The organism is Tsuneonella mangrovi (assembly GCF_002269345.1).
GTDB lineage: Bacteria > Pseudomonadota > Alphaproteobacteria > Sphingomonadales > Sphingomonadaceae > Tsuneonella > Tsuneonella mangrovi.
On the sequence record NZ_CP022889.1, the window covers coordinates 1,709,436 to 1,733,740 of the forward strand.

Genomic DNA, 24,305 nt, shown 5'->3' on the forward strand with positions numbered 1-24,305 from the left:
CTCGCTGACCCTTATTCCGCCGCTTCCATCGCGGCTTCCTCGCGCTCGGCTTCGAGCTGCTTGAGCGCGCGGGCGTAGTCGCGCGGCATCACCTTGACGAACTTGCCAAGCGAGTTGTCCCAGTCGTCGAGGATCGCCGCAGCTTTCGCACTGCCGGTGTGCAACTTGTGCCGCTCGACCAGGATCCGCAGCCGCTCGGCATCGTGGCGCAGCGGATCGCCCAGTCCCATGTCCTCGACATTGCGCGGGCGTTGCTGCGGACGGCCGGTGCCGTCCTCTGCGTCACGCTCGGGGTTGATGCGCTCAAGATCGACCTGTGCCTGGTTGCACAGCTGCGCGAAATTGCCGCTCTCGTCATAGACATAGGCGATGCCGCCGCTCATCCCCGCGGCAAAGTTGCGCCCGGTCTTGCCAAGCACGCAGACGACCCCACCGGTCATGTATTCGCAACCGTGATCCCCACAGCCTTCCGAAACCGCGACAGCGCCCGAGTTGCGCACCGCAAACCGCTCGCCAGCGACGCCGTTGAAGAATGCTTCGCCCGCAATCGCGCCGTAGAGCACGGTGTTGCCCACAATGATGTTCTCGCCCGGATTGCGATCAACGCTCTCCGGCTGGCGAACGACGATCCGCCCGCCCGACAGCCCCTTGCCGACATAGTCGTTGGCATCGCCGGTCAGGTCGAGCGTAACCCCGTGCGCGAGCCACGCGCCGAAGCTCTGCCCGGCAACCCCAGTGAAATTCAGCCGCACCTGATCCTGGGCGAGGCCCGCATGGCCTTTTGCCTTGGCGATATGGCCCGAAAGCATCGCGCCGACCGACCGGTTGACGTTGCGAATCGCAAGGTCGGCCACCACCGTCTGGTTCTTGTCGAGCGCCGGCTGGCACAGTTCGATCAGCTTGCGATCGAGCGCCTCGTCGAGCTTGTGATCCTGCGTTTCGCTCCACGCGAGCGCATCTGCAGTGGCGGGCACGACCTGCTTGAGGATCCTGCTGAGGTCGACCCCGTGCGCCTTCCAGTGGCGCAGCGCGCGATGCATATCCAGGCGGTCGACCCGCCCGACCATTTCGCTGACGGTGCGGAAGCCCATCTCGGCCATGATCTGGCGAAGCTCTTCGGCGACGAAGAAGAAGTAGTTGATCACGTGTTCGGGCGTGCCGACAAACCGCTTGCGCAGCACCGGGTCTTGCGTCGCCACGCCCACCGGGCAGGTGTTGAGATGGCACTTGCGCATCATGATGCAGCCGGCTGCGATCAACGGCGCGGTGGCGAAACCGAATTCGTCCGCTCCGAGCAGCGCGCCGATCGCCACGTCGCGCCCGGTCCTGAGACCGCCATCGACTTGCACCGCAATGCGGGTGCGCAAATCGTTGAGCAACAGCGTCTGCTGGGTCTCGGCAAGGCCGATTTCCCATGGGGATCCAGCGTGAGTCAGGCTTGTCAGCGGAGATGCACCGGTGCCGCCATCGTAACCCGCGATGGTTACATGGTCCGCCTTGCACTTGGACACTCCCGCCGCGACGGTGCCGACACCGACTTCGCTCACCAGCTTGACCGAGATCCGCGCGTCCCCGTTCACGTTCTTGAGGTCGTGGATCAGCTGCGCGAGGTCTTCGATCGAATAGATGTCGTGGTGCGGCGGCGGGCTGATCAGGCCGACCCCCGGTGTGGCGTGACGGGTCTTGCCGATGATCTTGTCGACCTTGTGACCGGGCAGCTGGCCGCCTTCGCCAGGCTTCGCGCCTTGCGCCATCTTGATCTGGATATCGTCCGAATTGACGAGGTATTCAGCGGTTACCCCGAACCGCCCGCTGGCGACCTGCTTGATCGCCGAACGCATCGATTCTCCGTCATCTAGCGGTTTGAAGCGGCTCGGATCTTCGCCGCCTTCGCCGGTGTTCGACTTGCCGCCGATCCGGTTCATCGCGAGTGCCAGCGTGGTGTGCGCTTCCCAGCTGATCGAGCCGTAGCTCATCGCCCCGGTGGCGAAGCGCTTGACGATCTCGCTCGCCGGTTCGACCTCGTCGAGCGGCAGCGGCTCGTCAGCCTGCTTGAGTTCCATCAGCCCGCGGATCGTCAGCAGCCGTTCGTTCTGGTCGTTGATCGACTTCGCGAACGCATCGTAGCGTTCCTGCGAATTGCCGCGCACTGCGTGCTGGAGGTCCGCCACACTGGTCGGCGTCCAGGCGTGGTCTTCGCCGCGCAGGCGGAACTGGTAGATCCCGCCGACATCGAGCATGTTTTCGTAGATCGGGTTATGGCCATAGGCGATCGCATGACGGCGCACCGCTTCGCTGGCAATCTCCTTGATCCCGACGCCCTCGATCGTCGTCGCGGTGCGCGCGAAGTAGTTGTCGATGAACTCGCTCGACAGGCCGACGGCATCGAAAATCTGCGCGCCGCAATACGATTGGTAGGTCGAAATGCCCATTTTGGACATGACCTTGAGCATCCCCTTATTGACGCCCTTGATGTAATTCTTCTGGACTTCGGCAGGGTCAAGGTTGGGCAGCTTGTCGCTGCGAATTTGTTCGAGCGTTTCGAACGCCACGTAGGGGTTGATCGCTTCCGCACCATAGCCCGCGAGCGCGCAGAAATGATGCACTTCGCGTGCTTCGCCGGTCTCGATCACCAGCCCGGTCTGCATCCTGAGGCCCTGCCGCACGAGATGGTGGTGCACCGCCGATGTCGCCAGCAACGCGGGCATCGGGATCCGGTCAGGCCCTTGCGCCCGGTCTGACAGCACAAGGATGTTCTGGTCGGCCAGCACCGCTTCGGTTGCCGCCCAGCACATTTCCTTGATCGCCAGCTCGATCCCTTCGACCCCGGAGGCGGCATCCCAGGTGATGTCGATCGTCGAACAACGGAATGCGCCATCGAGCGCCGCCTCGACCGAGCGGATCTTGGCAAGATCCTTGTTTGTCAGGATCGGCTGCTCGACCTCGAGCCGCTTGTGCGTGCCCGCTTCGTGGCCGAGCAGGTTGGGGCGCGGGCCGATCATCGACAGCAGGCTCATCACCAGCTCTTCGCGGATCGGATCGATCGGCGGATTGGTGACTTGTGCGAAGTTCTGCTTGAAATAGTCGTAGAGCAAGCGCGGCTTGTCCGACAGCACCGCGAGCGGGGTGTCGGTGCCCATCGAGCCGATCGGATCGTCGCCATTGGCGGCCATCGGCTCGAGGAAACGCGAGACGTCTTCCTGCGTATAGCCGAACACCTGCTGGCGCTGGAGCAGGTCGCTGGCATCTTCTGGCACCGCCGAGAGCTCGGGCTCGATATGGTCGAGGTCGGCGAGCTTGTATTGCGCTGCGTCGAGCCATTCGGCGTACGGTTCGTCGGCTGCAAGCTGGGCTTTCAGCTCCTCGTCCTCGACGATCCGGCCTTGCTCGAGATCGACCAGCAACATCTTGCCCGGCTGTAAGCGCCATTTGCGAACGATATCCTCCTCCGCAAACGGCAGCACGCCGCTTTCCGAAGCGAGGCAGATGTAATCGTCCCTGGTCACGCAATAGCGCGCGGGGCGCAGGCCGTTGCGGTCAAGCGTCGCGCCGATCTGGCGACCGTCGGTGAAGCACACCGCCGCCGGGCCGTCCCACGGCTCCATCAGCGCTGCATGATATTCGTAAAACGCGCGGCGGGCCGGATCCATCAGCGGGTTCTTGGCCCACGCTTCGGGAATCAGCATCATCATCGCATGGGCAAGCGAATACCCGCCCAGCAGCAGCAGTTCGAGCGCGTTATCGAGGCACGCGGTGTCGCTCTGCCCGTGCGGGACGATCGGCCACAACTTGTCGAGGTCAGCGCCGAGCAGCGGCGATTCCATCGTCCGGCGGCGGGCGTTCATCCAGTTCACGTTGCCGCGAACGGTGTTGATCTCCCCGTTGTGCGCCATGAAACGATAGGGGTGCGCCAGTCGCCAGCTGGGGAACGTGTTGGTCGAAAAACGCTGGTGGACCAGCCCAAGCGCCGAAACGCAGTCTTCGTCGCGCAGGTCGTCGTAGAAACTGTCGACCTGCGTCGCGAGCAACAGCCCTTTGTAGACTATCGTGCGGCTCGAGAAGCTCGGGATGTAAAGCTCGGACAGGCCGGGCAGGTCGTGTTTGACCTCCAGCTTCTTGAGCGGGTTCTGTACCTGCTTGCGGATCACGATCAGCTTGCGCTCGAATGCGTCCTGGTCGGCGCAATTGTCTCCGCGCGCAATCACACATTGGCGCATGACGGGCATCGAAGCGACCACCGCTTCGCCCAGGCCATCGAGCGTGACCGGGACATCGCGCCAACCGACCAGCCGCTGGCCTTCCTTGGCGACGAATTTCTCGAAGCTCTCACGCACGAATTCGCGGGCCGCTTCGCCCTGCGGCATCATGCACATGGCCACGGCGTATTCGCCCTCGGACGGCAGGTCGTGGCGCTCAGCCTCAGCCCACTTGCGGAAGATCGGATCGGGAATCTGGATCAGGATCCCCGCGCCATCGCCCAGCAGCGGGTCAGCGCCTACCGCTCCGCGATGGTCGAGATTGGCGAGGATCTCCAGCGCCCGGGTGACGATCTCGTGCGTTTTCTTGCCCTTGATGTGGGCCAGCATGCCGACGCCGCAGGCGTCGTGCTCGTTGCGCGGATCGTAGAGGCCCTGAGGCGGCGGGTAGCCCATTCAATTCCAGTCCTGTCATGCGCCGTGAGCACCACCGGAGGCAGCGTTCGCGGCAATGAAGCGCGACTCGCAGCGCAATTTTGCGCAGCAAAGTTATCGCAAGTCTGCTCCATGCAGACAGGATCGGTTTTTTGCAACCGCGAAGGGTTTTGGAGCGGCTAAAGCCGGGCTTTAGTCGATCACGGCATCAATCAGGCAGCGCCGCTCATTTTCTGGAGCTTTTCCAACGCTTCACGCAGTCGCTTTTCGGTCTCGGCCGAATCCACCCGAGGTGCCGATGCCGCAGGAATATCGGCCGCCTGCTCGATCGCCTGCTCGGCCGCCGCGATGCGGTCCTCGGGGGCGTCGAACGGGCGGAAACCGGCGGGCCGGACAGATGCCTGCCCGATATCGCGTGGCTGGCTATCGGGCGTCGGTCCTGCCTGGCGTGTCCCTTGGCCAGGGAACACCACGATCGGCTCGACCGCAGCGCCATCCTCTGGCTCGTCCTCGATGCGCACCGTCTCGTGCGCAGGGTTGAACGGGCTCTTCATCGCCAGAAGCGAAGTGTAGCCGCTGTCATCGGCCTCTTCTTCGCCGTCTTCGCCCTCGCCGGTCATGTCGAATTGCTGCATCGACAGCAGTGTGGAGGGTATCTCTCCAAAACGCGATGACGCTGCAGCTACGGCAGTGTCATGACTTACGACGGGTCCGCGTGCGAACGTTGCGCTGAGATCGAGATCGGGCAGCGTGTCATCATCGTTGGTTTCGTCGATCGTCAGCGGGCGCAGCGCCTCCGGAACATACGGTGACGGCGCTTCGACGGAGGCCACAGGTGCAGCTGCATTTTCGGCTTCCGGGGCGGCGAACGGCGCGGAAACGGTGGATCCGTCCGGTTCTGCCTGGCGGAGAGGCGGCATCGTGAAAGCGATCGCTTCGCCGTGGTCGGTGTTTGCGGCTATCGGCGGAACCGTCACCGCAGCCATCCGGTGTTGCTCGAGCGCACGCGCAAAACGGGTCACAAGCCCTGAAATCGACAATTCGGCCAACGGTCGGTCGATATTCTCCGGCTCGGTTGGCACGAATTCTTGCGGCGCGGGTGCAGCGGCAGGCGGAGCGGCAAACGGCGCCGCTGAAGGAATTTCGGTCATAATCGTGGGACCTGTCGGCTGGGTCGATTGAGCTTCGTCCAGCGGCTGCGGCGCAGAAAACGGAGCGTCGGCGGCAGACTGGACGGCTGCCTGTTCGGGCTGGGCGAAAGGTGCACGGTCACCGGCAGGTTCGGGCCGGCGACTCATGGTCGAGGTACCAAACGGCTCGGGCTCCGGAAATGCCGCACGGCGGCCCGTATCGGACGCTGCATAGCCGGCATCGTTCCGAGTTGGCACGGCGCCCGGCGCGGAATCGAACGCTGCAAGGTCCAGTGTATCGTCTTCGCTCGGCGGCGTATCGCTGACAGGCGATGAGCCCGGGAGAGGCGCGTGATCGAGGAACTCGCTGCGCGCGCTCTCGTCGCTGAGCGACAACGCGCGGCGGCGGCCAGCTATAGGTTCGCGAGCCTCTTCGATCGGCGCGTCGAGACCTTCCTCGCCGAGTTCCTCGTGAGCGCTGATTGGACGTTTTGCGGGAGTCGAGGCAGCCTCTTTTCGGGACTTCGGTGCACGGCGTGGAGCCGGATGGCTGGTGCCCTGAGCGGCGACGACCTTGCGGGCGATGGCGATGCCGGCCACCACCCCTAATCCGCAAGCGACCAGCGCGATCACAATGCGCGCTGTCGCGCCAAGTGGCGGAGTGGCGCTCGCAAAGACATGCGAAATCCGGGTTACCGTTACAAGCTTGTCGAGCAGCGGTGCAGGCAGCACCATGCTGCCGATTCCGAACAGCGCAGCAAACCACAACGCGACGATCGCGGGAAACGCGGGATGCGCGCTGACCGGCGCTTTGGGCGTCGCATCTGTCTTGCTGGTGCGCTTCACCTGGTTACCCCATTCGTTGCAGGCATCCTATGTAGTCGCTTCTCACGCGACGGCACTCAGCCCGATTCCAGAGGCTTGGCTTATCAGGTGATGGTAAACGACTTGATAACGATGAACGTTCAGCGCCCAATCGTGATTGGCCGCGACCTCGGCGCGAGCGCGGGCTCGCTGGCACGGCCACCCTGACTGCGAATCGATCAAATCGGCGAGCGCGTCGGCGCAAGCGGCAGGGTCATCGGGAGTAAACAGCGATCCGGTCAATCCGTTAGCTATAAGCTCACGGTGTCCGCCAACATCGCTCGCGGCGACGATCCGCCCCTGGGCCATCGCCTCGAGCGGTTTGAGCGGCGTGACCAGTTCGGTCAGCCGGCTGGCCTTGCGCGGATAGGCGAGCACGTCGATCAGCGAGTAATATCGTTCGACTTCGGCGTGCGGCACACGACCGGTAAAGACGATCGTATCCGATGCGGGTGAGCTTGCGGCCTGTGCGCGAAGCGCATCGCCCATTGGTCCGCCGCCGACCAGCAGCAGGCGCGCGCCCGGATGCCGATCGATCAGGCGAGGCATCGCCGAGATCAGATCGTCGAGACCTTCGTAGTCGTAAAAACTGCCGATAAACCCGATCACCGGAGCATCGGCGGGAATGCCGAGCTCAGCACCCAGCCCATCGTCGCGCGGCGGCGGATCGCCGAAGAGACCCATATCCACCCCGTTGGGTGAGATTCCGATGCGTCCGCCATCGAAACCCCGCGCGACCAGGTCATCGCGTAGCCCGTTGCAAATGGTGAACACCGAATCGGCCTCTCCCACCACGCGGTTTTCGAGCGCGCGGGTGAGCCGATACTTGACCGAGCCGGCCCGGCCGGTGCCGTTGCCGACTGCGGCATCTTCCCAGAACGCGCGGATCTCGTAAACCACAGGGATTCCCAGCGCACGTCCCGCACGCACTGCGGCGAGCCCGCATAGCGCTGGCGAATGGGCATGGAGTACGTCGGGCCGCCAGTCTCGCCCGACTTCCATGATCGCGTCGGACAGGCGCGCAACTTCGCGCCATTCACGCACCCCCGCGGGCCCGCTCGCGGTTCCGGCGGTGCGATGAAACAGCAACCCGTCGGCCACTTCAGCGGCCGGACCATCGGCCAGGTGTCGCAGCCCGGTGATCCCGCGCACGTCGAGCCCGCTTGCCGCCTGGGCGGTCATGATCGCCCGCGTGCGGAAGGTATAGCCGCTGTGGAGCGGCAGCGAATGGTCAAGTACATGCAGCACGCGGGTCATAGGTCTACGTTTGTCGCACGATAGGCTTAACGCGCCGCTAACCGCGTGCTGCTAAATCGCTGCAAGATGGCCCGGGATCCGCCCCGGTCGCCGCACAGCAACGCCAAGGGCCGCAGAGGACCGCATGATCGACCTGTTCGCCCTCGCTCTGACGCACGCGCTGTTGCTGCTGATGGCGCTGCGGCTGATGGCGCGCGACGATCTCGACCGCGACCCTGACCCGCCCGCAAACCCCGCCAGCGAGAGCGACGCGCCGTGATCGATCTCGCGCTGTTCCTGTTCATAGTCGGCTTGCTGGTGCTGGGGCTCCGGCGTCCATTCGTCTGGGTGCTGCTGTATATCTACATCGACACCCTGATCCCGCAGGACATCGGCTATCGCCTGGTTGCAGCCCTGCCGGTTTCGCTGATCGCCTTTTGCGCGGCCTTTGGCGGCTGGCTGCTGATCGACAACAAGAAGGGCGCGCGCTTTGCGTTCCGCCAATGGTTGCTAGTCGCGCTGCTGGCTTATTGCGCATTTACCACGATGCACGCGGACTTTCCGCTCAATGCAATGGCGAAGTGGGACTGGGTCTGGAAGGCGCTGCTGTTCGCGATCTTCGTGCCGCTTACGCTCACCACCCGGCTACGCTTCGAGGCCGTGCTGCTGACGATGGTGCTGACCGCTGGAGCGATCATTATCGACGGCGGAATCAAGACCGCTACCGGCGGCGGCGGCTACGGGGTGCTCTATCTGTTCGTGAACGACAACACCGGGATGTACGAGAGTTCGACCATCGCCACGGTGGCGATCGCGCTGATCCCGACGATCCTGTGGTTCACCAAGCATGGCACGATCTTCAAACCCGACTGGCGCGTGAAGACTTTCGCGTTCGCACTGATCTTTGCCTGCCTGCTGATGCCGATCGGCACCGAGGCCCGCACCGGCCTGTTGTGCATTGCATTGCTGGGCGTGCTGATGCTGCGCGATGCAAAGCGGCGGTTCGTGTACATTTTCGCAGCCGGCCTGCTTGGGGTCGCGGCGCTCCCATTCGTGCCGCAAAGCTACTGGGCTCGCATGGGCACGATCGAAGATCACAACCAGGATCAGTCGGCCTCGACCCGCGTGGCGGTGTGGCAATGGACCCTGCAATATGCCAACCAGCATCCGCTGGGCGGCGGGTTCGACGCCTATCGCAGCAACTCGTTCACCTACAAGATGCCCGAACAGGAGGGCAGCGGGAACACCGTTGCGATCACCACCAAGCAGGTCACCGACAAGGCGCGCGCGTATCACTCGGCGGTGTTCGAGATGCTTGGGGAGCAGGGCTATCCGGGCCTCATCCTGTGGTTGTGGATCCATGCGCTGGGCCTGTGGCAGATGGAACGCATCAGGCGCCGATGGAAGGGGCGGACGGCCGAAGGCGAAACGTGGCAAGCGCCGCTCGCGGTCGCGCTTCAGTTCGGGCAGGCGATCTACCTGCTCGGCTCGCTGTTCCAGGGGATCGCTTACCAGCCGTTCATCCTCACGTTGGTGGGCGTGCAATGCGCGCTATGGAGCTATTGCAAGCGGACCGATTCGCAGAAACCGATGTCATTGCGCGAGATGCAGCGCCAGCGTCGCGAGCGTGCGGCCAGCCATGCCGTAACGGCAGGTGCAGGCGCGTTGCGCTAGGCCCGATCATGCGCCTATGAAGCCGCGAGCATACCACGGCTTCGAATGAGAGGAGAGGCGCATGACCCCGCAGGAAATCCAGGCCAAGGTCGGCGAAGTGATCGGCACCAGCGAATGGGTCGAAATGAGCCAGGACCGGATCAACCAGTTCGCCGATGCTACCGGCGATCACCAGTTCATCCATATCGATCCCGACAAGGCGAAGATGACTCCATTCGGCGGCACCATCGCCCACGGGTTCCTGACGCTGTCGATGATCCCCTATCTAGGCGCAAATTCCGACATGCCGCGGATCGATGGCGTGAAGATGGGCGTGAACTACGGGGGCAACAAGACCCGGTTCATCAGCCCTGTCCGTTCGGGCAAGCGCATTCGCGGCCACTGGAAGCTGGTCGAAATGATCGAAAAGCGGCCCGGCCAGTGGCAGCAGACTTCCGAGATTACCATCGAGATCGAAGGCGAGGACAAGCCTGCGCTGATCTGCGAATGGATCACCCAGCTGTTCGTCTAAAATCCTGACCTGCGCCCGCCAGAGCGGGCCGGTGCAATACCCCTACCAGGAGCAATTCCCATGTCTCGCGACGCAGTCATCGTTTCCACCGCCCGCACCCCGCTGACCAAGGCGGCGCGCGGTGCATTCAACAATACCACCGGGGCCACGCTGGGAGCGTGGTCGATCAAGGCCGCTGTCGAGCGTGCCGGCCTAGAGGGCGGCGAAATCGACGACGTGGTGATGGGCTGCGCCGCCCAGCAGGGTTCGACCGGTGGCAACGTCGCGCGCCTCGCCGCGCTGCGCGCTGGCCTGCCGGTCACCGTTCCGGCGATGACCATCGACCGCCAGTGCTCTTCGGGGCTGATGACCGTGGCGACCGCTGCCAAGCAGGTGATCACCGACAACATGGACATCTGCGTTGCGGGTGGCCTCGAAAGCATCTCGAAGGTCTCGGGCAGCGGCAAGATGTTCGTCGAGCCCGATCGCGAGTTGCTCGAAATGCATCCGCACATCTACATGCCGATGATCGGCACCGCAGAAGTGGTTGCCAAGCGCTACAACATCAGCCGCGAATACCAGGACGAATACTCGCTCCAGTCGCAGCAGCGCACCGCCGCCGCACAGGAAGCCGGCAAGTTCGACGACGAGATCGTCCCTTGCACCGCAACGATGGCGGTGATGGACAAGGAGACCAAGGAAGTCTCCTTCCACGAAGTCACTGCCGATCGCGACGACTGCAACCGCCCCAACACCACGCTCGAAGGGCTCGCCAGCCTCAAGCCGGTGATGGGCGAAGGGCATTGCGTCACCGCCGGCAACGCCAGCCAGCTCAGCGACGGTTCGTCGTCGTGCGTGGTAATGGAAGCCAAGGTCGCAGAGAAGCGCGGGCTCGAACCGCTCGGCCGCTATGTCGGCATGGCAGTGGCAGGTACCGAGCCCGACGAAATGGGCATCGGCCCGGTCTATGCGATCCCGAAGCTGCTTGACCGGTTCGGCCTCAAAATGGACGACATCGGCCTGTGGGAACTCAATGAAGCGTTCGCGGTGCAGGTGCTCTACTGCCGCGACAAGCTCGGCATCGACAACGACAAGCTCAACGTCAACGGCGGCTCGATCTCGATCGGCCACCCGTTCGGGATGACCGGGGCGCGCTGCACCGGCCACGCGCTGATCGAAGGCAAGCGTCGCGGAATCAAGTACGCCGTGGTGACGATGTGCATCGGCGGCGGCCAGGGCGCAGCAGGCTTGTTCGAGGTCTTTTGATGGGCCTGCCGCTTCGCTGCTTGAGGCTTGTTTTCTGATGGGCCTACCGCTTCGCTGCTCGAGGCCCGTCGCCTGATGCGCCTCACTGCTCCTCGGATCGAACCGCTCGACATGGAGCGGCTCGACGAGGAGCAGCGCGCGGTGCTTGCCCCATTTGCCGATCCTACGAACAAGGTCGGCGGCGGCCGAGTGCTCAACATCTTCCGCACGCTTGCCCGCTCGCCCAAGGCGCTAACCGGCTTCCTCGCGTGGGGCAACTACATCCTCTCGCGCCGCAACAGCCTGCCCGCGCGCGAACGCGAGATCGCGATCCTGCGCACCGGATGGCTATGCCGCTCGGGCTACGAGTTCGCGCAGCACCGCCGGATCGGGCTCGATTGCGGGCTCACTCCCGAGGAAATCGAGCGGATCAAGACCGGGCCGGATGCTTCCGGTTGGACGCCGCTTGAGGCGGCGATGCTGCGCGCGGCGGACGAGCTGGTGGCCGACCATTTCGTGTCCGAAGAAACGTGGAAGGCGCTGGCCGATCTCGGCGACCGCGGCCGGATGGACCTCGTCTTCACCGTCGGCCAATATACGCAGGTGTCGATGCTGCTGAACAGCTTCGGGGTCCAGTTGGAGGATGGCGACGACGCCGATCCCGACCTCGTTCCGCGCTGAGGCTGAGGCTGCGCCATTGGGGCTATGCCTGCCAAGCGCACAGCCCTAATGTCGCTGCGAATGCGGGAAGGGGCCGACTTTGGGAATAGCCGAAATTCTGGGTGTTGCCGCTTCGCTTAGCCTGCTCGCGGGCTGGCGGCTGTACCTGTGCATTTTCGCCACCGGAGTGGCGATGCGGTGGGGTTCGCTGCCGCTTCCCGAACACTTGGCCGGGCTCGACGTACTCGCCAACCCCTGGGTCATGGCGGTCGCGGGGATAGCCGCGCTCGCCGAATTGCTCGCTGACAAGATCGCTTGGCTCGATAGCGCGTGGGATGCAGTCCACACGCTGGTGCGGCCCGTCGGCGGTGCGCTGCTGGCGCTCGCGATCGTCGATCCGAGCGACCCGGCTACGCAAGCAATCGCCTTCATCCTCGGCGGAGCGGGAGCGTTCGCCAGCCATGCCAGCAAGGCCGGGACGCGGGCCGTGATCAACGCAAGCCCCGAGCCGGTGAGCAACCTCGCTGCGTCGCTGGCGGAAGATACCGTGGTCGGCAGCGCGCTGGTGATCGCACTTGCCTATCCCGCTGCGGCCGCCTTCGTCGCGGTGCTGCTCCTGGCGCTGGCGATCTACCTCGGCCTGTTGGCGCGACGGGTGATCCGGCGCTTGCTCGGCCGCAAGGGGCGCGGCGAACTCGCTTAGGCGACCTGCTTCAACGCCGGACGCGAATGCGCAGCGATAAATTCTTCCACCACTGGCGCGATCTTGGTCCGCCAACGGCTGCCATTGAAGATCCCGTAGTGCCCGGCGCCTTCGGCCATGAGGTAGCGCTTCTTTGTTGCCGGTAGGTTGGCAGCGAGGTCAAGCGCGGCCTTGGTCTGGCCAAGCCCGGAGATATCGTCGCGCTCGCCTTCGACCGCCAGCAGCGCGGTGTCGGTAATCGCGCCAAGGTCGATCACCCGCCCGCGATGCACGAATTCGCCATTGGGCAGCGAGTGCGTCTGGAACACCTCTTCGACGGTCTGGAGATAGAATTCAGCGGTCATGTCGCACACCGAACGGTATTCGTCGTAGAACGCCTTGGCCGCATCGGCGCTTTCTTCGTCGCCTGCGGTGAGGTGCTTGAACATATCGTAGTGGCTCATCAGGTGGCTGCCGAGGTTCATGCTCATGAAGCTGGCGAGTTGCATGAAGCCGGGATAGACCCGCCGCCCGTGGCCCGGGTAGCGCATCGGAACGGTCGCGATCACGGTGTGGCGGAACCACTCGATCGGGCGCTCCATCGCCAGGTCGTTGACCGTCGTCGGCGAGCAGCGCGTGTCGATCGGGCCGCCCATCATCGTCAGCGTGGCCGGGCGCGCCGGGTGCTTGGCAGCGCCCATCACCGCAGTGGCCGCGAAGGCGGGAACCGAAGGCTGGCACACTGCGATCATATGTGTGCCCGGACCGATGTATTCGAGATATTCGATCAGGTAGTCGATGTAGTCATCGAGATCGAATCGGCCGGCTTCATCGGGCACCATCTTCGCGTCGGCCCAGTCGGTAATGTAAACCTCGCTGCTCTCGAGCATCCGTTCGACGGTACCGCGCAGCAACGTGGCGTAGTGCCCGCTCATCGGAGCGACAATCAGTACCTTGGGCGAGCCGTCATCCAGCCCTGGGTGCGTGAAGCGGAGCAGGTCGCCGAACGGCTTGTGCATCACGATCGATTCGATCACCGGCCAACTGTCCTCACCAACGGTAACCGCATCGATCCCGAACTCGGGCTTGCCGCGCGACTGGGTGGCATGGGCGAATACTTCGAGCGCGCTGGCCATCGTCGGGCCGAGCCCGGTGTAGCCCATCGGCAGAACCGGGTTGCTCAGCAATTCCGACCCTATCGATGCCAATGCGCTCGCGCTGTTGAGCCACGCACGCTGCAGCTCGTAAGTGTAATAAAGCAAACCCGTTCCCCTGCTGTCGGTGGCGCTTTCTTATGTTTCTTGCGCCAATCGTGAAGCATCGTGCCTGCGTTCGCTCCATTGTGCAATGCACAATTTGGAGCACCTCTGCGAATTTCCGGGTCGGGCGGTGGATTTCGGGCAAGGTCGGCCCTATCTCCGGATCCTGATGGAGGAACCCCCGCTGGAAGCTGAGACCGAAGCCTCGCAAGAGGAGGTGGTCGGTCGGCGTCGCCGCAAGAAGCAGCGCGACCCTTTGGCCGCGCGTTCGATCCGCCCGCTGACGATGATCTGGAGCCAGGCGCTAGCCTATCCGGGCAGGGTGGCGTTGGCACTCGTCGCGCTGGTGATCACTGCGGGGGCGACGCTTGCGATCCCGGCATACTTCCGCCTCGTCATCGACGAAGGGTTTTCCAAAGGGAGCGATCTTGCTCCAATTGCGCACGCGTTTCGACTTCTTCTCCTCGTCGTCTGCGTCCTGGCACTCGGCACAGCTGCACGGTTTTACTTCGTATCGTGGCTTGGCGAACGCGTTGTCGCCGATATCCGATTGAAAGTGCAGAAAAATCTGCTCCGCCTGGCTCCCGGGTTCTACGAAGAAAACAGCCCCAAGGAAATCTCCAGCCGGATGACCAGCGACACCACGCTGATCGAGCAGGTTGTCGGCACCACTGTCTCGGTTGCGCTGCGCAATTCCCTGATGGCGATCGGCGGGACGATCTACCTCTTTTGGCTAGTACCCACCCTCACCATGTGGATGATGCTGGTGATCCCCGCCATCGTCATCCCGATCACCTATTTCGGACGCCGCCTGCGCAACGTCTCGCGGCACAGCCAGGACCGGGTGGCCGACATCGGCGCAATGGTCACTGAAGTGCTTGGCGCGATGAAGATTGTCCAGGCGTTCAACCAGGAAGACCGCGAGCGCGAGCGTTTTGCCGGGGCGGTGGAGCGTACGTTCGCCACAGCGCGGCGGCGGATCCTGATCCGCGCAGTGATGACCGCGATCATCATCCTGCTGGTGTTCGGATCGATCACCGCGCTGATGTGGCGCGGCGCGATCGGGGTCGCCAGCGGGGAGATTTCGGGAGGGACGATCGCCGCAGTGGTGATAACTGCGGGTCTCGTGGCGGGAGCGTTCGGTTCATTGACCGAGGTCTATGGCGACCTGCTGCGCGGCGCAGGTGCCGCTAGCCGCCTCGCCGAATTGCTCGACGAACAGCCGAGCATCGCGCCACCGGAACGGCCCGAAGCACTGCCGACCCCGGCGCGCGGCAGCCTGTCGTTCCGCAATGTCAGCTTCCGCTATCCCACGCGGCTCGAAACCGCTGCACTCCACGATTTTACGCTCGAGGTGCAGCCGGGCGAGACCGTCGCCATCGTCGGGCCGTCGGGCGCGGGCAAGTCGACGATCTTCCAGCTGGCCGAGCGGTTCTACGATCCGCAGGCTGGGACCATCCGGCTCGACGGCATCCCGCTGACCAGCGCCGACCCGGCCGATATCCGCGCGCGGATTGCATTCGTCCCGCAGGAGGGCGTGCTGTTTTCGGCGAATGCGCGCGACAACCTGCGTTACGGTGCATGGGGCGCGAGCGACGAGCAGATTTGGGAAGCGGCACGAGCAGCCAATGCCGAAGAGTTCCTGCGCGCCCTGCCGCGGGGGCTCGACACACACCTGGGCGAAAACGGCACCCAGCTTTCGGGAGGCCAGCGCCAGCGCATCGCGATTGCCCGGGCGATCCTGCGCCAGGCGCCGATCCTGCTGCTCGACGAAGCGACCAGCGCACTCGACGCCGAGAGCGAGCGGCTGGTGCAGGATGCGCTCGATCACTTGATGGCGGACCGCACCACGCTGGTCATCGCGCACCGCCTGGCCACCGTGCGCGCGGCGGACCGCATCGTGGTGATGGACCAGGGTCGCATCGTCGAGCAGGGCAGCCACGGGATGCTGGCCCAGAACGGCGGGCTTTACGCCCGGCTTGCAGAACTGCAATTCGGCGCGCACGCAGCTGCGTAAACCGGCGCGCAAGGCATTCGCTCTTCCGTTCGTTGCGAACTGGCAACTTGACTTGGCCAGCGCTTGCTCCAATGGGCCGAACCCATGGGTCTGATCATCACCGCCATCATCCTCGGTATCGTCGAGGGGCTGACCGAATTCCTGCCCGTCTCGTCGACCGGCCACCTGATCCTCACCACCGCATTGCTCGGTGCCGACCCGCAGCAATGGGCACTGTTCAACGTGGTGATCCAGCTCGGCGCGATCCTCGCAGTAATTTATCAGTATTGGGGCACGTTCTGGGCCGCGGGAATGGGCGTGTTGCGCGGCGAGAGCGAAGGTTTGCGGTTCGCCCGCAATATCCTGGTGGCGTTCCTGCCGTCGGCAGTGATCGGCCTCGCGCTGAAAGACTACATCGACATCATGCTCGCCAGCCCGATGATCGTGCCGTGGGCGTTGATCGTTGGCGGCATTGCGATCATTGCGATCGAGCGCTCGGTGAACCCGCAAGGGACGCAGGAAGTCGCCGACCTCAAGGTTTCGACCGTGCTCGGGATAGGGTTTGCCCAGTGTCTCGCGATGGTCCCCGGTGTCAGCCGATCGGGTGCAACGATCATGGGCGCGCTGGCCATGGGCGTTAACCGCAAGACGGCGGCGGAATTCTCGTTCTTCCTCGCAGTACCGACAATGATCGGCGCGACGTTCCTCGAACTGGTCACGAAACATAGCGAATTGTCTGCAGGTGCGACGCTGGTAGGCTGGCGTGAAATCGCAATCGGCTTCGTGGTCAGCTTCATTGTCGCGCTGTTCGTAATCCGGTTGTTCGTGGCCTATGTCAGCCGCCACGGATTCACTCCGTTCGCGTGGTACCGCATCGTGGTCGGGGCAGCCGCGATTGCCTGGCTGACGCTCGGCTGAGCGCATCCCGGCTTCGACCAGACTCCAACGGTTCGTCGCATTTTCGGAACCCTGCCCGCAATTTGCGCGTTAACGGGCGGTAAGAGTTCAACAGGGTTCGATCGCAATCATGGGTGTGCTGGTTTTGCTCGCAGTCGGTGCGGTCCTCGGTTGGCTGGCATCAATTCTCGCACGTGCTGACGATCAGGCAGGAATCCTGATCAACGTAGGTCTCGGGCTGATCGCTGCGCTGGTAATCGGCGACCTGGCCAACTCCGGCTCGATCCTGCTCGGCCTGACCCCGATGGCATTGGTGGCGGCATTCTGCGGCGCCATTGCCTTGCTCACCGGGTTCAACCTGCTACGCGATTCGATGAACGGGCGGGCGGGCTAGAGCTTCTACGTTGACGGGAGCGCGCGCCGATCTGTCGTTGCATTGTCGGGGGGATTTCACATGACCAAGCTTGCCATGCCGGTTGCAACGCTGGCTCTGGCGCTCTCCGCCTGTAGCGGAGGTGCAGCCGATGCAGACCGGTCGAGCAACAGTTCGCCGCAGGCGGCGCAAACGCCTTCGCCCGATGCGCACGAACTTGCCAACCACCAAGCTGAAGCAATGACTGCACAAGTCGAGAAGCAGACCGACGCGATGGCTACGCCGAACCCATCTGCTAGCGAAAATCCGGGAAAATAGCGCTGGCCAGACAGTCCGTCAGACCGGTTTCGCACCACTCCCGCGACCGCCGCGCAGAAGGTACTCCTGCGTTCCCCGGTTGAGCACGTCATCGACATCGATCACAGCCGAATTGGCATAAGTGAACGCGGGCGGCAGGTTCTGATAGAGCCGGTCGAAATCGCGCTCGACCGTCTGGCGATAGAGATCCTCGAAACTTTCGATCACGAAGTAAGTCGGCTGCAGGTCGCTGATGACGTAGTCGGTGCGCATCACCCGATCGACGTTGAGCATGATCCGGTTGGGGCTCCGCGCGGCGGTCGAAAACACGGCCTCGGTCGGCCCGGACAGGATCCCCGCACCGTAGGCGCGGACTTCGCCGTTCTCGAGGATCAGGCCGAATTCGACCGTGTACCAATAGAGCGCGCCCAGTGCCTTGAGCCGGTTGTAGCGCATCGCCTTCCATCCGGCGCGGCCGTATTCCTGCATGTAGTCGGCATAGACCGGATCGGCGAGCATCGGCACATGGCCGAACACGTCGTGGAATACGTCCGGCTCCTGGATGTAGTCGAAGGTCTCGCGCGAACGGATGAAATTCCCGGCAGGGAACCTGCGGTTGGCCAAGTGCCAGAAGAACACGTGGTCGGGGATCAGCATCGGTACGGGGACGACGCTCCACCCGGTCAGGTGGCCAAGCTCTTCCGAAAGTTCGTTGAAATCGGGAACGCCGTGGCTGCCGAGCGGGAGTTTCTGCAGGCCGGCAAGGAACGCCGCACTCGCATGTCCGGGCAGCACATCCATCTGCCGATCGTAGAGATCGTTCCAGATCGCGTGGTCTTGCGCCGAATAACGCGTCTGCGCGGGTTCGAGCCAGTCTTCGCCGACATGCGATGGCCGCTTGAGCGGCGCAGTAAAGACATCCGCCGGCATGTCAGGCAGACGGCTAAAGTCGTGATCGGGTTCTGCAATGCTGGCCATGGTTTCAATTGAAACCAATAGCACCGGTCGACGATTCTGACAATCCGAAATGGCCCACGCGGCCAGCAGGGGGACGAGGGCAAGTCAGCCGAACGGCGGCTCGCAGTGTCCTCGGCCTAGATTTGCCGCCAGATAAGGCAATGCATGCGACAAGATTGCGCAGTATATCGCCTGATTACAGAAAATTATGCAGACGCACGGCGAAGCCGGTCGTTGATTGCCGCACCGATCCCCTCATCCGGGATCGGCGCCACCGCCACCCGCGCCTTGGCCGACGAGGCTGCAGCGTGGAGGCAGGCATAGAGACGCGATGCTGCTTCGGGAAGGTCGCCGCTGCCTGACAGCATACAGTCGCCTGCAATCGCGCCGAAGCCGATCATGAACTCATCGGGTTCGGCAGCCCTTGCGCCAAGCCGCACCGGTTTTCCCGGGGAATAGTGCTGTGCAAGCTGGCCGGGCGCTTCGATCCGTGTTGCCTGCAATGGGCGCGGTGCGCCGAGCTGGTCGGCCAGAGTCTCCTCGGAGATCGGGCCTTGCCGCAAGAGTTGCCAGCCATTCTCGCGCAGCGCGACGATGGTCGATTCGAGCCCGCATTCGCTGTCCCCGCCATCAATCACCGCCGCGATCCGCCCGTCGAGGGCGGCGAGCACGTGCTCCGCACTGGTCGGACTGACCCCGCCGCTGCGATTGGCCGACGGTGCAGCGAGCGGGAGGCCACACTCCTGGAGAACCGCGCGAATCACCGGATGGGCGGGGCAACGCAGCGCGATCGTCGGCAGGCCGGCGGTCACCGCCGGTGCGATGCCGGCCCCGGCACGGAGGGGCAAAACCAGCGTGAGCGGCCCGGGCCAGAACCGCGCAGCAAGCGAACGCGCACGATCGTCGAACACCGCAAGGCCCTCCGCTGCGGCCAGTGACGACACGTGGACGATCAGCGGATTGAAATCGGGCCGTCCCTTCGCGCGATAGACCGCCGCGACCGCTTCCGCCCGGTCGGCGCGCGCGGCGAGTCCATAAACCGTCTCGGTTGGTAACGCGACCAGCTCATCCGCCGCGAGCAGCTCCGCCGCCCGCGCGATTCCCGCCGCGTCGGCGGCCAGCCGTTCCGTAGCGTTCTTGTCGCCCATCGGCAGGCGCTATAAGCACGCTCGCAGGAAAGCCCAAGGAGAACCCGCGTGTACACGCCCGCCACCGCCGACCAGTTGCTGGCCCTCTCGGTCAATACCGGGATCGACGAACTTGCCGCGCACGAGCGCTTTGCTGCGGCGGAACCCGACATGGTCTCCGCCATCGTCGAAGGAATCGGCGCGCTAGCGGCCGGCGAATGGGCCCCGACCAACCGGGTAGGCGACCTCGAAGGCGCACAACTGGAAAACGGCGTGGTCCGCTTGCCCGACGGATTTGCCGAGGCCTATTCCGACTACGTCGGGCAGGGCTGGAACGCGATTGCTGCACCTGCCGAATTCGGCGGGCAGGGATTGCCGTTCGCGCTTGCGACCAACGTGCTGGAAAACCTTGGCACTGCGAACATGGCGTTCACGCTGCTGCCGATCCTGTCGGTCGGCGCGGTCGAAGCGCTCTATCACCACGGCTCGGAAGCACAGAAGACGACATACCTGCCGAGGCTTGTCAGTGGCGCATGGTCGGGCACGATGAACCTGACCGAACCACAAGCCGGAAGTGACGTGGGCGCGCTGCGCACAACCGCGACCCCGATCGAGGATGGCGAGCATGCGGGCAAATATCGCATCAAGGGCACCAAGATATTCATCACCTGGGGCGAGCACGAACTGGTCGAGAACATCATCCACCTGGTGCTGGCGCGATTGCCCGGCGCGCCCGAGGGGAGCCGCGGCATCTCGCTGTTCGTCGTGCCCAAGTATTTCGTCAACGCCGACGGATCGCTGGGCGGGCGCAACGATCTCAAGTGCGTCAGCCTCGAGCACAAGCTCGGCATCAACGCCTCGCCCACCTGCGTGATGAGCTACGGCGACAACGACGAATGTATTGGCGAACTGGTCGGTGCGGAGAACCGCGGATTGATGGCAATGTTCACGATGATGAACAACGCGCGCATCAATGTCGGCAACCAGGGCGTGCAGATCGCCGAGCGCGCGACGCAGCAGGCGCTGAGGTATGCCAGCGAGCGAATTCAGTCGCCCCGCGCCGGTGTGGGCGGCAAGGAACCGGTCGCGATCATCGAGCACCCCGACGTGCGGCGGATGCTGCTGCGGATGAAAGCGCTGACCGAAGGTGCGCGCGCGCTGCTCTACTATACCGCGGGACAAGTCGACCGGGGAACTCTGGGCGACGAAGCTGCTCGGATGCGCGCCGAAGTCCTGGTTCCGCTGCTCAAGGCATGGGGCACTGACGTCGGCTGCGAAGTCGCAAGCATCGGGGTGCAAGTCCATGGCGGGATGGGCTTCGTCGAGGAGACTGGCGCCGCGCAGCACTATCGCGACGCGCGGATCGCCCCGATTTATGAAGGAACCAACGGGATCCAGGCGGCCGATCTCGTCACCCGCAAGCTCAGCCTCGACGGCGGCGCTGCGCTCGATAGCCTGTTGGCGGATATCGCTCGCGACAGTGAGGGCGAGCCGAACCTTGCTGCGCTGGCCGAAGATTGCCTAGCGGTTGCCGTATGGCTGCGCGATACCGCCAGCCTCGATGACCGGCTTGCCGGAAGCGTGCCGTTCACGACAATGTGTGCCGTAGCAGTCGCCGGATGGCAGCTCTCGCGCCAGGCACGGGCTGTCGCAGAAGGAGCCGCGCCTTCGCTCGCGAAGTCCAAGCCGGTCACCGCGCGGTTCTTCCTCGGTCACGTGGTGACCGAAGCGCTGGGGCTCAAGGTGTCTGCAACCGCCGGAGCGGGCCTGCTCTACGAACTCGACAGCGCGGCACTGGCGGGATGAGCGATCCGCTCGAACGGATCGCCGCCGCGCTCGAGCGGCTCGCGGCATCGCCGCAAGCGGAACCGGATTGGCATGCCGCGCCGGCCTATGTGTGGGACGGACAGTGCTCACGGCCGGTCGCCACTATCGCTGCGCCTTCGCTCGACCAACTCAAGGGTATCGACCGGCAAAAGGCGCAAGTGGCCGACAACGTTGCCCGGTTTGCACGCGGGGCCGCCGCGCACGACATGCTGCTGTGGGGCGCACGCGGGATGGGCAAGAGCGCGCTGATCCGCTCCGCTACAATCGCCGCGCAGAGCGACGATCCGCAGGCGGTCGCGCTGGTCCAAGTCGGTGCCGATGCACTCGCTTCGCTGCCCGCACTTTTCTCGCAACTGGCCAATGCCGGGCGCAACATGCTGGTCTATCTCGACGATCTCGGGTTCGACGGCGACCAAAGCGGACCGCGGCGGCTGCGCAGCTGGCTCGAAGGCGGGGTCGAGGCGAGGCCCGACAACGTCCGCCTTGCCGTCACTTCCAATCGCCGGGCAATCGTCGATCGGCATATGCGCGAACAGGACGACCCGATCAATCCGCGCGACGCGGTCGACGACATGCTCGCGCTCGCCGACCGGTTCGGCCTCTCGGTCGGGTTCCATGCCGCTTCGCAAGACGATTATCTCGCGATCGTGAGCGCCTATGCCGATCCGCTCGGGCTCGTATGGGAGCCCGCCGACGCACTCGAATGGGCCAAGCGTCGCGGTGCGTGCTCGGGCCGGACGGCGTGGCAATACGTGGTCGAACTGGCTGGTCGCGCAGGGAAGCCGCTCTAGCCGCGCCTGATCGGTCTCACTGGTTGACCACCCGCGCGTAGTCTCCACCGAACGTCGCTTCCTGGCCGCGCAGCTGGCGCAGCGGCGGCAGCGACGGCCCGGTCAGCGGCTTGATTTGCGAAGCGGGCTTCGCGCCCGGCGCAACCACCCGCCAAATGATCCCGGCAGTATCGTCGCTGACCAGCAACGAGCCGTCGTTCGCCCATTCGACCCAGGTCGGGCGACCTTGCGTCGTCTTGCCGTCCTTGGCGAGGAACCCGGAGAGGATCGGTTCGGGCTTGCCGACCGGATTGCCGTTCTTGTCGAACTTCACATAGACCACCTGGTATCCCGACATCGGCTCGCGATTCCACGATCCGTGCTCGGCGATGAAAGCGCCGGTCGAATACTTCGGCCCCATCATCGTGCCGCCACGGCTGAACTGCAATCCCAGCGCTGCGACGTGGGGCCCGAGTGCGAACTCGGGAATGCGGACATATTCGGGGTTGAACCATCCGGGTTGCGGCGCAGTCACGCGGTCGTCGAAATTGTTGCGCCAATAGACCCACGGCCAGCCATATTGCGCTCCGATCGGCACGTTGGTGAGATAATCGGGCACGAGGTCCGAACCGAGCATGTCGCGCTCGTTTACGACGGTCCACAACTCACCGGTCCACGGGCTGAAGGCCATCCCGTTGGGATTGCGCATCCCGGTGGCGAATTCGCGCGGAACTCCGCTCTTGATCGCGTATTGCCAGATCGTCGCACGGCCCTTCTCCGCCGCCATCCCGTCTTCGGCAATGTTGGTGGCCGAGCCGACCGCAATGTAGATGTACTTGCCGGTCGGATCGATCACGATGTTGCGCATCCAGTGATTGCCCCCGCCAGGCAGGTCCATCAGCGTCTTGGGTTTGCCTGGCAGCTTGGTGTCGCCCAGCTTGAACTGGAACGCGAGCAGCGCGTTGTGGTTGGCGACGTAAAGGGTGCCGTCCTGCCACGCCATGCCCGACGGCGAATCGAGCGCCGGGCTGGTCATGATGAAAGTCTTGTCCGCCTTGCCGTCTCCATTGGTGTCGCGCAGCAGCGCGATCTTGTTGGGCGACGGGACATTGGCTCCGGCCTTGTCGAGCAACCAGTTAGCGACGAGGCCTTCGAGCCCGCCGATCACCGAGGACGGCGGCCGGTTGGTCAGCGCGACCAATACGTCGCCATTGGGCAAAGTGCAGATCGTGCGCGGGTGGTCGAGCCCTTGGGCGAACCGGTTCACCGTCAAACCTTGCGCCGCGACCGGCGCGGTCCCATCCGGCCAGCCGACAGGCTTGGCGACACCGATCGTCGGGAAGGTTTGCGCCAGCGGCGTGGTAATCACCGGGTCGGTCCCGGTCGTGTCGGCAAACGGAATTTTCGCGACGTTGGGGGTCAGAAGCCAGGTAACGATGGCGGCGATCACGATCAGCCCGATCACCGTTCCGACGAGTATCTTGCGTCCAGTGCTCATGCCCGCGACGAATAGCGGCGCGCAATGCTTGCGGCAACGCCCGTTCGCGCTAAGTGCGGAAACACGATGTACGATTTCACTGCCGATCCCGCTCTCACCGAGCATGAGCGTTACCGCCAACTGATGGCAGCAGCTGATGCGCTGACTGCGGGTGAGCCCGATTCGATCGCCAACATGGCCAATCTAGCCGCCTTGTTGTGGGAGTTCGTTCCTCGCCTCAACTGGGCAGGCTTTTATCGCGTCATCGATGGCGAGCTCGTGCTCGGCCCGTTTGCCGGACGCCCGGCCTGCATACGCATCCCGTTTGGCCAAGGGGTGTGCGGCGCTGCGGCAGCGAGCGGAGAGACCCAGCTGGTCGAAGATGTCCATGCTTTCCCCGGACATATCGCGTGCGATGCCGCGAGCCGCTCGGAGCTGGTCGTGCCAGTAATCCGCAACGGCGCCGTCGTGGCGGTGATCGATCTCGATAGCCCCGAGCCGGCGCGTTTCGAGCAGGCCGATGCGCAGGGGATCGAGGCGCTCGCTGCGCTGCTGGCCGAACGAATTTGATTGGTAAAGGCCCGGAATTGCGCCACTTCCGGCCCGTTTCGGGACATGCCCGCTCGGAACGCTTGGGCGAGAGCGGCTGGAAATGCTAATTTTCCGTTAACGCGCAGGGATTCGCAGCCCGGCGCATCCTAATAGGGGAATTG

At 64.2% G+C, this 24,305-nt stretch carries 20 protein-coding genes; 13 read left to right on the forward strand and 7 right to left on the reverse strand.

The window, feature by feature from the left end:
* Positions 1-11 precede the first annotated feature (11 nt).
* The 3 genes from gltB to CJO11_RS08360 form a co-directional block, all read right to left on the reverse strand.
* Positions 12-4,652: a glutamate synthase large subunit gene (gene gltB / locus CJO11_RS08350; protein ID WP_095012299.1), complete on the reverse strand. Its 4,641-nt coding sequence runs from the start codon at positions 4,650-4,652 to the stop codon at positions 12-14.
* A 191-nt stretch (positions 4,653-4,843) separates the two neighbouring features.
* Positions 4,844-6,607: a hypothetical protein gene (locus tag CJO11_RS08355; protein ID WP_095012300.1), complete on the reverse strand. Its 1,764-nt coding sequence runs from the start codon at positions 6,605-6,607 to the stop codon at positions 4,844-4,846.
* Positions 6,608-6,649: 42 nt separating this feature from the next.
* Positions 6,650-7,882, reverse strand: coding sequence for a TIGR04063 family PEP-CTERM/XrtA system glycosyltransferase (locus CJO11_RS08360; RefSeq protein ID WP_095012301.1), 1,233 nt, complete (start codon positions 7,880-7,882; stop codon positions 6,650-6,652).
* Positions 7,883-8,006: 124 nt separating this feature from the next.
* Here CJO11_RS08360 and CJO11_RS13460 point away from each other — a divergent pair, with 124 nt between their 5' ends.
* The 6 genes from CJO11_RS13460 (at position 8,007) to CJO11_RS08385 (ending at position 12,633) form a co-directional block, all read left to right on the forward strand.
* Complete coding sequence (locus tag CJO11_RS13460; RefSeq protein ID WP_276270515.1) at positions 8,007-8,141, forward strand: hypothetical protein; 135 nt, start codon at positions 8,007-8,009, stop codon at positions 8,139-8,141.
* On the forward strand, positions 8,138-9,535 hold the full coding sequence (locus CJO11_RS08365) for a DUF5935 domain-containing protein (protein WP_095012302.1): 1,398 nt from the start codon (positions 8,138-8,140) through the stop codon (positions 9,533-9,535). The genes CJO11_RS13460 and CJO11_RS08365 overlap by 4 nt, the downstream gene beginning before the upstream one ends.
* Positions 9,536-9,596: 61 nt before the next feature.
* A complete protein-coding gene (locus tag CJO11_RS08370; protein ID WP_095012303.1) occupies positions 9,597-10,046 on the forward strand; it encodes a MaoC family dehydratase in 450 nt (149 codons plus the stop codon).
* Positions 10,047-10,106: 60 nt separating this feature from the next.
* Complete coding sequence (locus CJO11_RS08375) at positions 10,107-11,291, forward strand: acetyl-CoA C-acyltransferase (protein WP_095012304.1); 1,185 nt, start codon at positions 10,107-10,109, stop codon at positions 11,289-11,291.
* Positions 11,292-11,366: 75 nt separating this feature from the next.
* Positions 11,367-11,951: a carboxymuconolactone decarboxylase family protein gene (locus CJO11_RS08380; RefSeq protein WP_095013306.1), complete on the forward strand. Its 585-nt coding sequence runs from the start codon at positions 11,367-11,369 to the stop codon at positions 11,949-11,951.
* 79 nt (positions 11,952-12,030) lie between these two features.
* Positions 12,031-12,633, forward strand: a complete 603-nt coding sequence (locus CJO11_RS08385) for a DUF4126 domain-containing protein (RefSeq protein WP_095012305.1) — start codon at positions 12,031-12,033, stop codon at positions 12,631-12,633.
* On the opposite strand, the gene CJO11_RS08390 is transcribed toward CJO11_RS08385, so the two are convergent.
* Positions 12,630-13,874 carry a polyhydroxyalkanoate depolymerase gene (locus CJO11_RS08390; RefSeq protein WP_095012306.1) on the reverse strand — a complete coding sequence of 415 codons (1,245 nt, stop codon included), beginning with the start codon at positions 13,872-13,874 and terminating at the stop codon, positions 12,630-12,632. The two genes, CJO11_RS08385 and CJO11_RS08390, sit on opposite strands and share 4 nt — an antisense overlap.
* 166 nt (positions 13,875-14,040) lie before the next feature.
* Between CJO11_RS08390 and CJO11_RS08395 the strand changes: the two genes are divergently transcribed.
* The 4 genes from CJO11_RS08395 (at position 14,041) to CJO11_RS08410 (ending at position 17,455) form a co-directional block, all read left to right on the forward strand.
* Entirely contained in the window at positions 14,041-15,888 is a 1,848-nt protein-coding gene (locus CJO11_RS08395) for an ABC transporter transmembrane domain-containing protein (RefSeq protein ID WP_095013307.1), read from the forward strand.
* Positions 15,889-15,972: 84 nt separating this feature from the next.
* A complete protein-coding gene (locus CJO11_RS08400; RefSeq protein ID WP_095012307.1) occupies positions 15,973-16,785 on the forward strand; it encodes an undecaprenyl-diphosphate phosphatase in 813 nt (270 codons plus the stop codon).
* Positions 16,786-16,894: 109 nt separating this feature from the next.
* Complete coding sequence (locus CJO11_RS08405; protein WP_095012308.1) at positions 16,895-17,158, forward strand: GlsB/YeaQ/YmgE family stress response membrane protein; 264 nt, start codon at positions 16,895-16,897, stop codon at positions 17,156-17,158.
* Between the two features lie 60 nt (positions 17,159-17,218).
* A complete protein-coding gene (locus CJO11_RS08410; protein ID WP_095012309.1) occupies positions 17,219-17,455 on the forward strand; it encodes a hypothetical protein in 237 nt (78 codons plus the stop codon).
* An 18-nt stretch (positions 17,456-17,473) separates the two neighbouring features.
* On the opposite strand, the gene phhA is transcribed toward CJO11_RS08410, so the two are convergent.
* Both phhA and CJO11_RS08420 read right to left on the reverse strand, forming a co-directional pair.
* The gene (phhA, locus tag CJO11_RS08415) at positions 17,474-18,364 is read right to left on the reverse strand and encodes a phenylalanine 4-monooxygenase (protein WP_095012310.1); all 891 of its coding nucleotides are present in this window, start codon (positions 18,362-18,364) and stop codon (positions 17,474-17,476) included.
* 233 nt (positions 18,365-18,597) lie between these two features.
* Complete coding sequence (locus tag CJO11_RS08420) at positions 18,598-19,539, reverse strand: L-threonylcarbamoyladenylate synthase (protein WP_095012311.1); 942 nt, start codon at positions 19,537-19,539, stop codon at positions 18,598-18,600.
* Between the two features lie 48 nt (positions 19,540-19,587).
* Here CJO11_RS08420 and CJO11_RS08425 point away from each other — a divergent pair, with 48 nt between their 5' ends.
* Together CJO11_RS08425 and CJO11_RS08430 are read left to right on the forward strand one after the other, a co-directional pair.
* Positions 19,588-21,324 (forward strand): acyl-CoA dehydrogenase family protein, encoded by a 1,737-nt coding sequence (locus CJO11_RS08425; RefSeq protein WP_240504382.1) that lies wholly within the window; start codon positions 19,588-19,590, stop codon positions 21,322-21,324.
* Positions 21,321-22,136 (forward strand): ATP-binding protein, encoded by an 816-nt coding sequence (locus CJO11_RS08430; protein ID WP_095012312.1) that lies wholly within the window; start codon positions 21,321-21,323, stop codon positions 22,134-22,136. Before CJO11_RS08425 ends, CJO11_RS08430 begins: the two co-directional genes overlap by 4 nt.
* A 16-nt stretch (positions 22,137-22,152) precedes the next feature.
* Here CJO11_RS08430 and CJO11_RS08435 read toward each other — a convergent pair whose 3' ends face one another.
* Positions 22,153-23,613, reverse strand: a complete 1,461-nt coding sequence (locus CJO11_RS08435; RefSeq protein ID WP_095012313.1) for a PQQ-dependent sugar dehydrogenase — start codon at positions 23,611-23,613, stop codon at positions 22,153-22,155.
* A 66-nt stretch (positions 23,614-23,679) separates the two neighbouring features.
* Here CJO11_RS08435 and CJO11_RS08440 point away from each other — a divergent pair, with 66 nt between their 5' ends.
* On the forward strand, positions 23,680-24,162 hold the full coding sequence (locus CJO11_RS08440; RefSeq protein WP_095012314.1) for a GAF domain-containing protein: 483 nt from the start codon (positions 23,680-23,682) through the stop codon (positions 24,160-24,162).
* Positions 24,163-24,305: the final 143 nt, after the last annotated feature.

Bases quoted from the DNA above. Each gene is read 5' to 3' on its own strand.
- gltB (WP_095012299.1), bottom strand. From the start codon at position 4,652: ATGGGCTACCCGCCGCCTCAGGGCCTCTACGATCCGCGCAACGAGCAC.
- CJO11_RS08360 (WP_095012301.1), bottom strand. From the start codon at position 7,882: ATGACCCGCGTGCTGCATGTACTTGACCATTCGCTGCCGCTCCACAGC.
- CJO11_RS13460 (WP_276270515.1), top strand. From the start codon at position 8,007: ATGATCGACCTGTTCGCCCTCGCTCTGACGCACGCGCTGTTGCTGCTG.
- CJO11_RS08370 (WP_095012303.1), top strand. From the start codon at position 9,597: ATGACCCCGCAGGAAATCCAGGCCAAGGTCGGCGAAGTGATCGGCACC.
- CJO11_RS08375 (WP_095012304.1), top strand. From the start codon at position 10,107: ATGTCTCGCGACGCAGTCATCGTTTCCACCGCCCGCACCCCGCTGACC.
- CJO11_RS08380 (WP_095013306.1), top strand. From the start codon at position 11,367: ATGCGCCTCACTGCTCCTCGGATCGAACCGCTCGACATGGAGCGGCTC.
- CJO11_RS08395 (WP_095013307.1), top strand. From the start codon at position 14,041: ATGGAGGAACCCCCGCTGGAAGCTGAGACCGAAGCCTCGCAAGAGGAG.
- CJO11_RS08400 (WP_095012307.1), top strand. From the start codon at position 15,973: ATGGGTCTGATCATCACCGCCATCATCCTCGGTATCGTCGAGGGGCTG.
- CJO11_RS08405 (WP_095012308.1), top strand. From the start codon at position 16,895: ATGGGTGTGCTGGTTTTGCTCGCAGTCGGTGCGGTCCTCGGTTGGCTG.
- CJO11_RS08410 (WP_095012309.1), top strand. From the start codon at position 17,219: ATGACCAAGCTTGCCATGCCGGTTGCAACGCTGGCTCTGGCGCTCTCC.
- phhA (WP_095012310.1), bottom strand. From the start codon at position 18,364: ATGCCGGCGGATGTCTTTACTGCGCCGCTCAAGCGGCCATCGCATGTC.
- CJO11_RS08420 (WP_095012311.1), bottom strand. From the start codon at position 19,539: ATGGGCGACAAGAACGCTACGGAACGGCTGGCCGCCGACGCGGCGGGA.
- CJO11_RS08430 (WP_095012312.1), top strand. From the start codon at position 21,321: ATGAGCGATCCGCTCGAACGGATCGCCGCCGCGCTCGAGCGGCTCGCG.
- CJO11_RS08435 (WP_095012313.1), bottom strand. From the start codon at position 23,613: ATGAGCACTGGACGCAAGATACTCGTCGGAACGGTGATCGGGCTGATC.
- CJO11_RS08440 (WP_095012314.1), top strand. From the start codon at position 23,680: ATGTACGATTTCACTGCCGATCCCGCTCTCACCGAGCATGAGCGTTAC.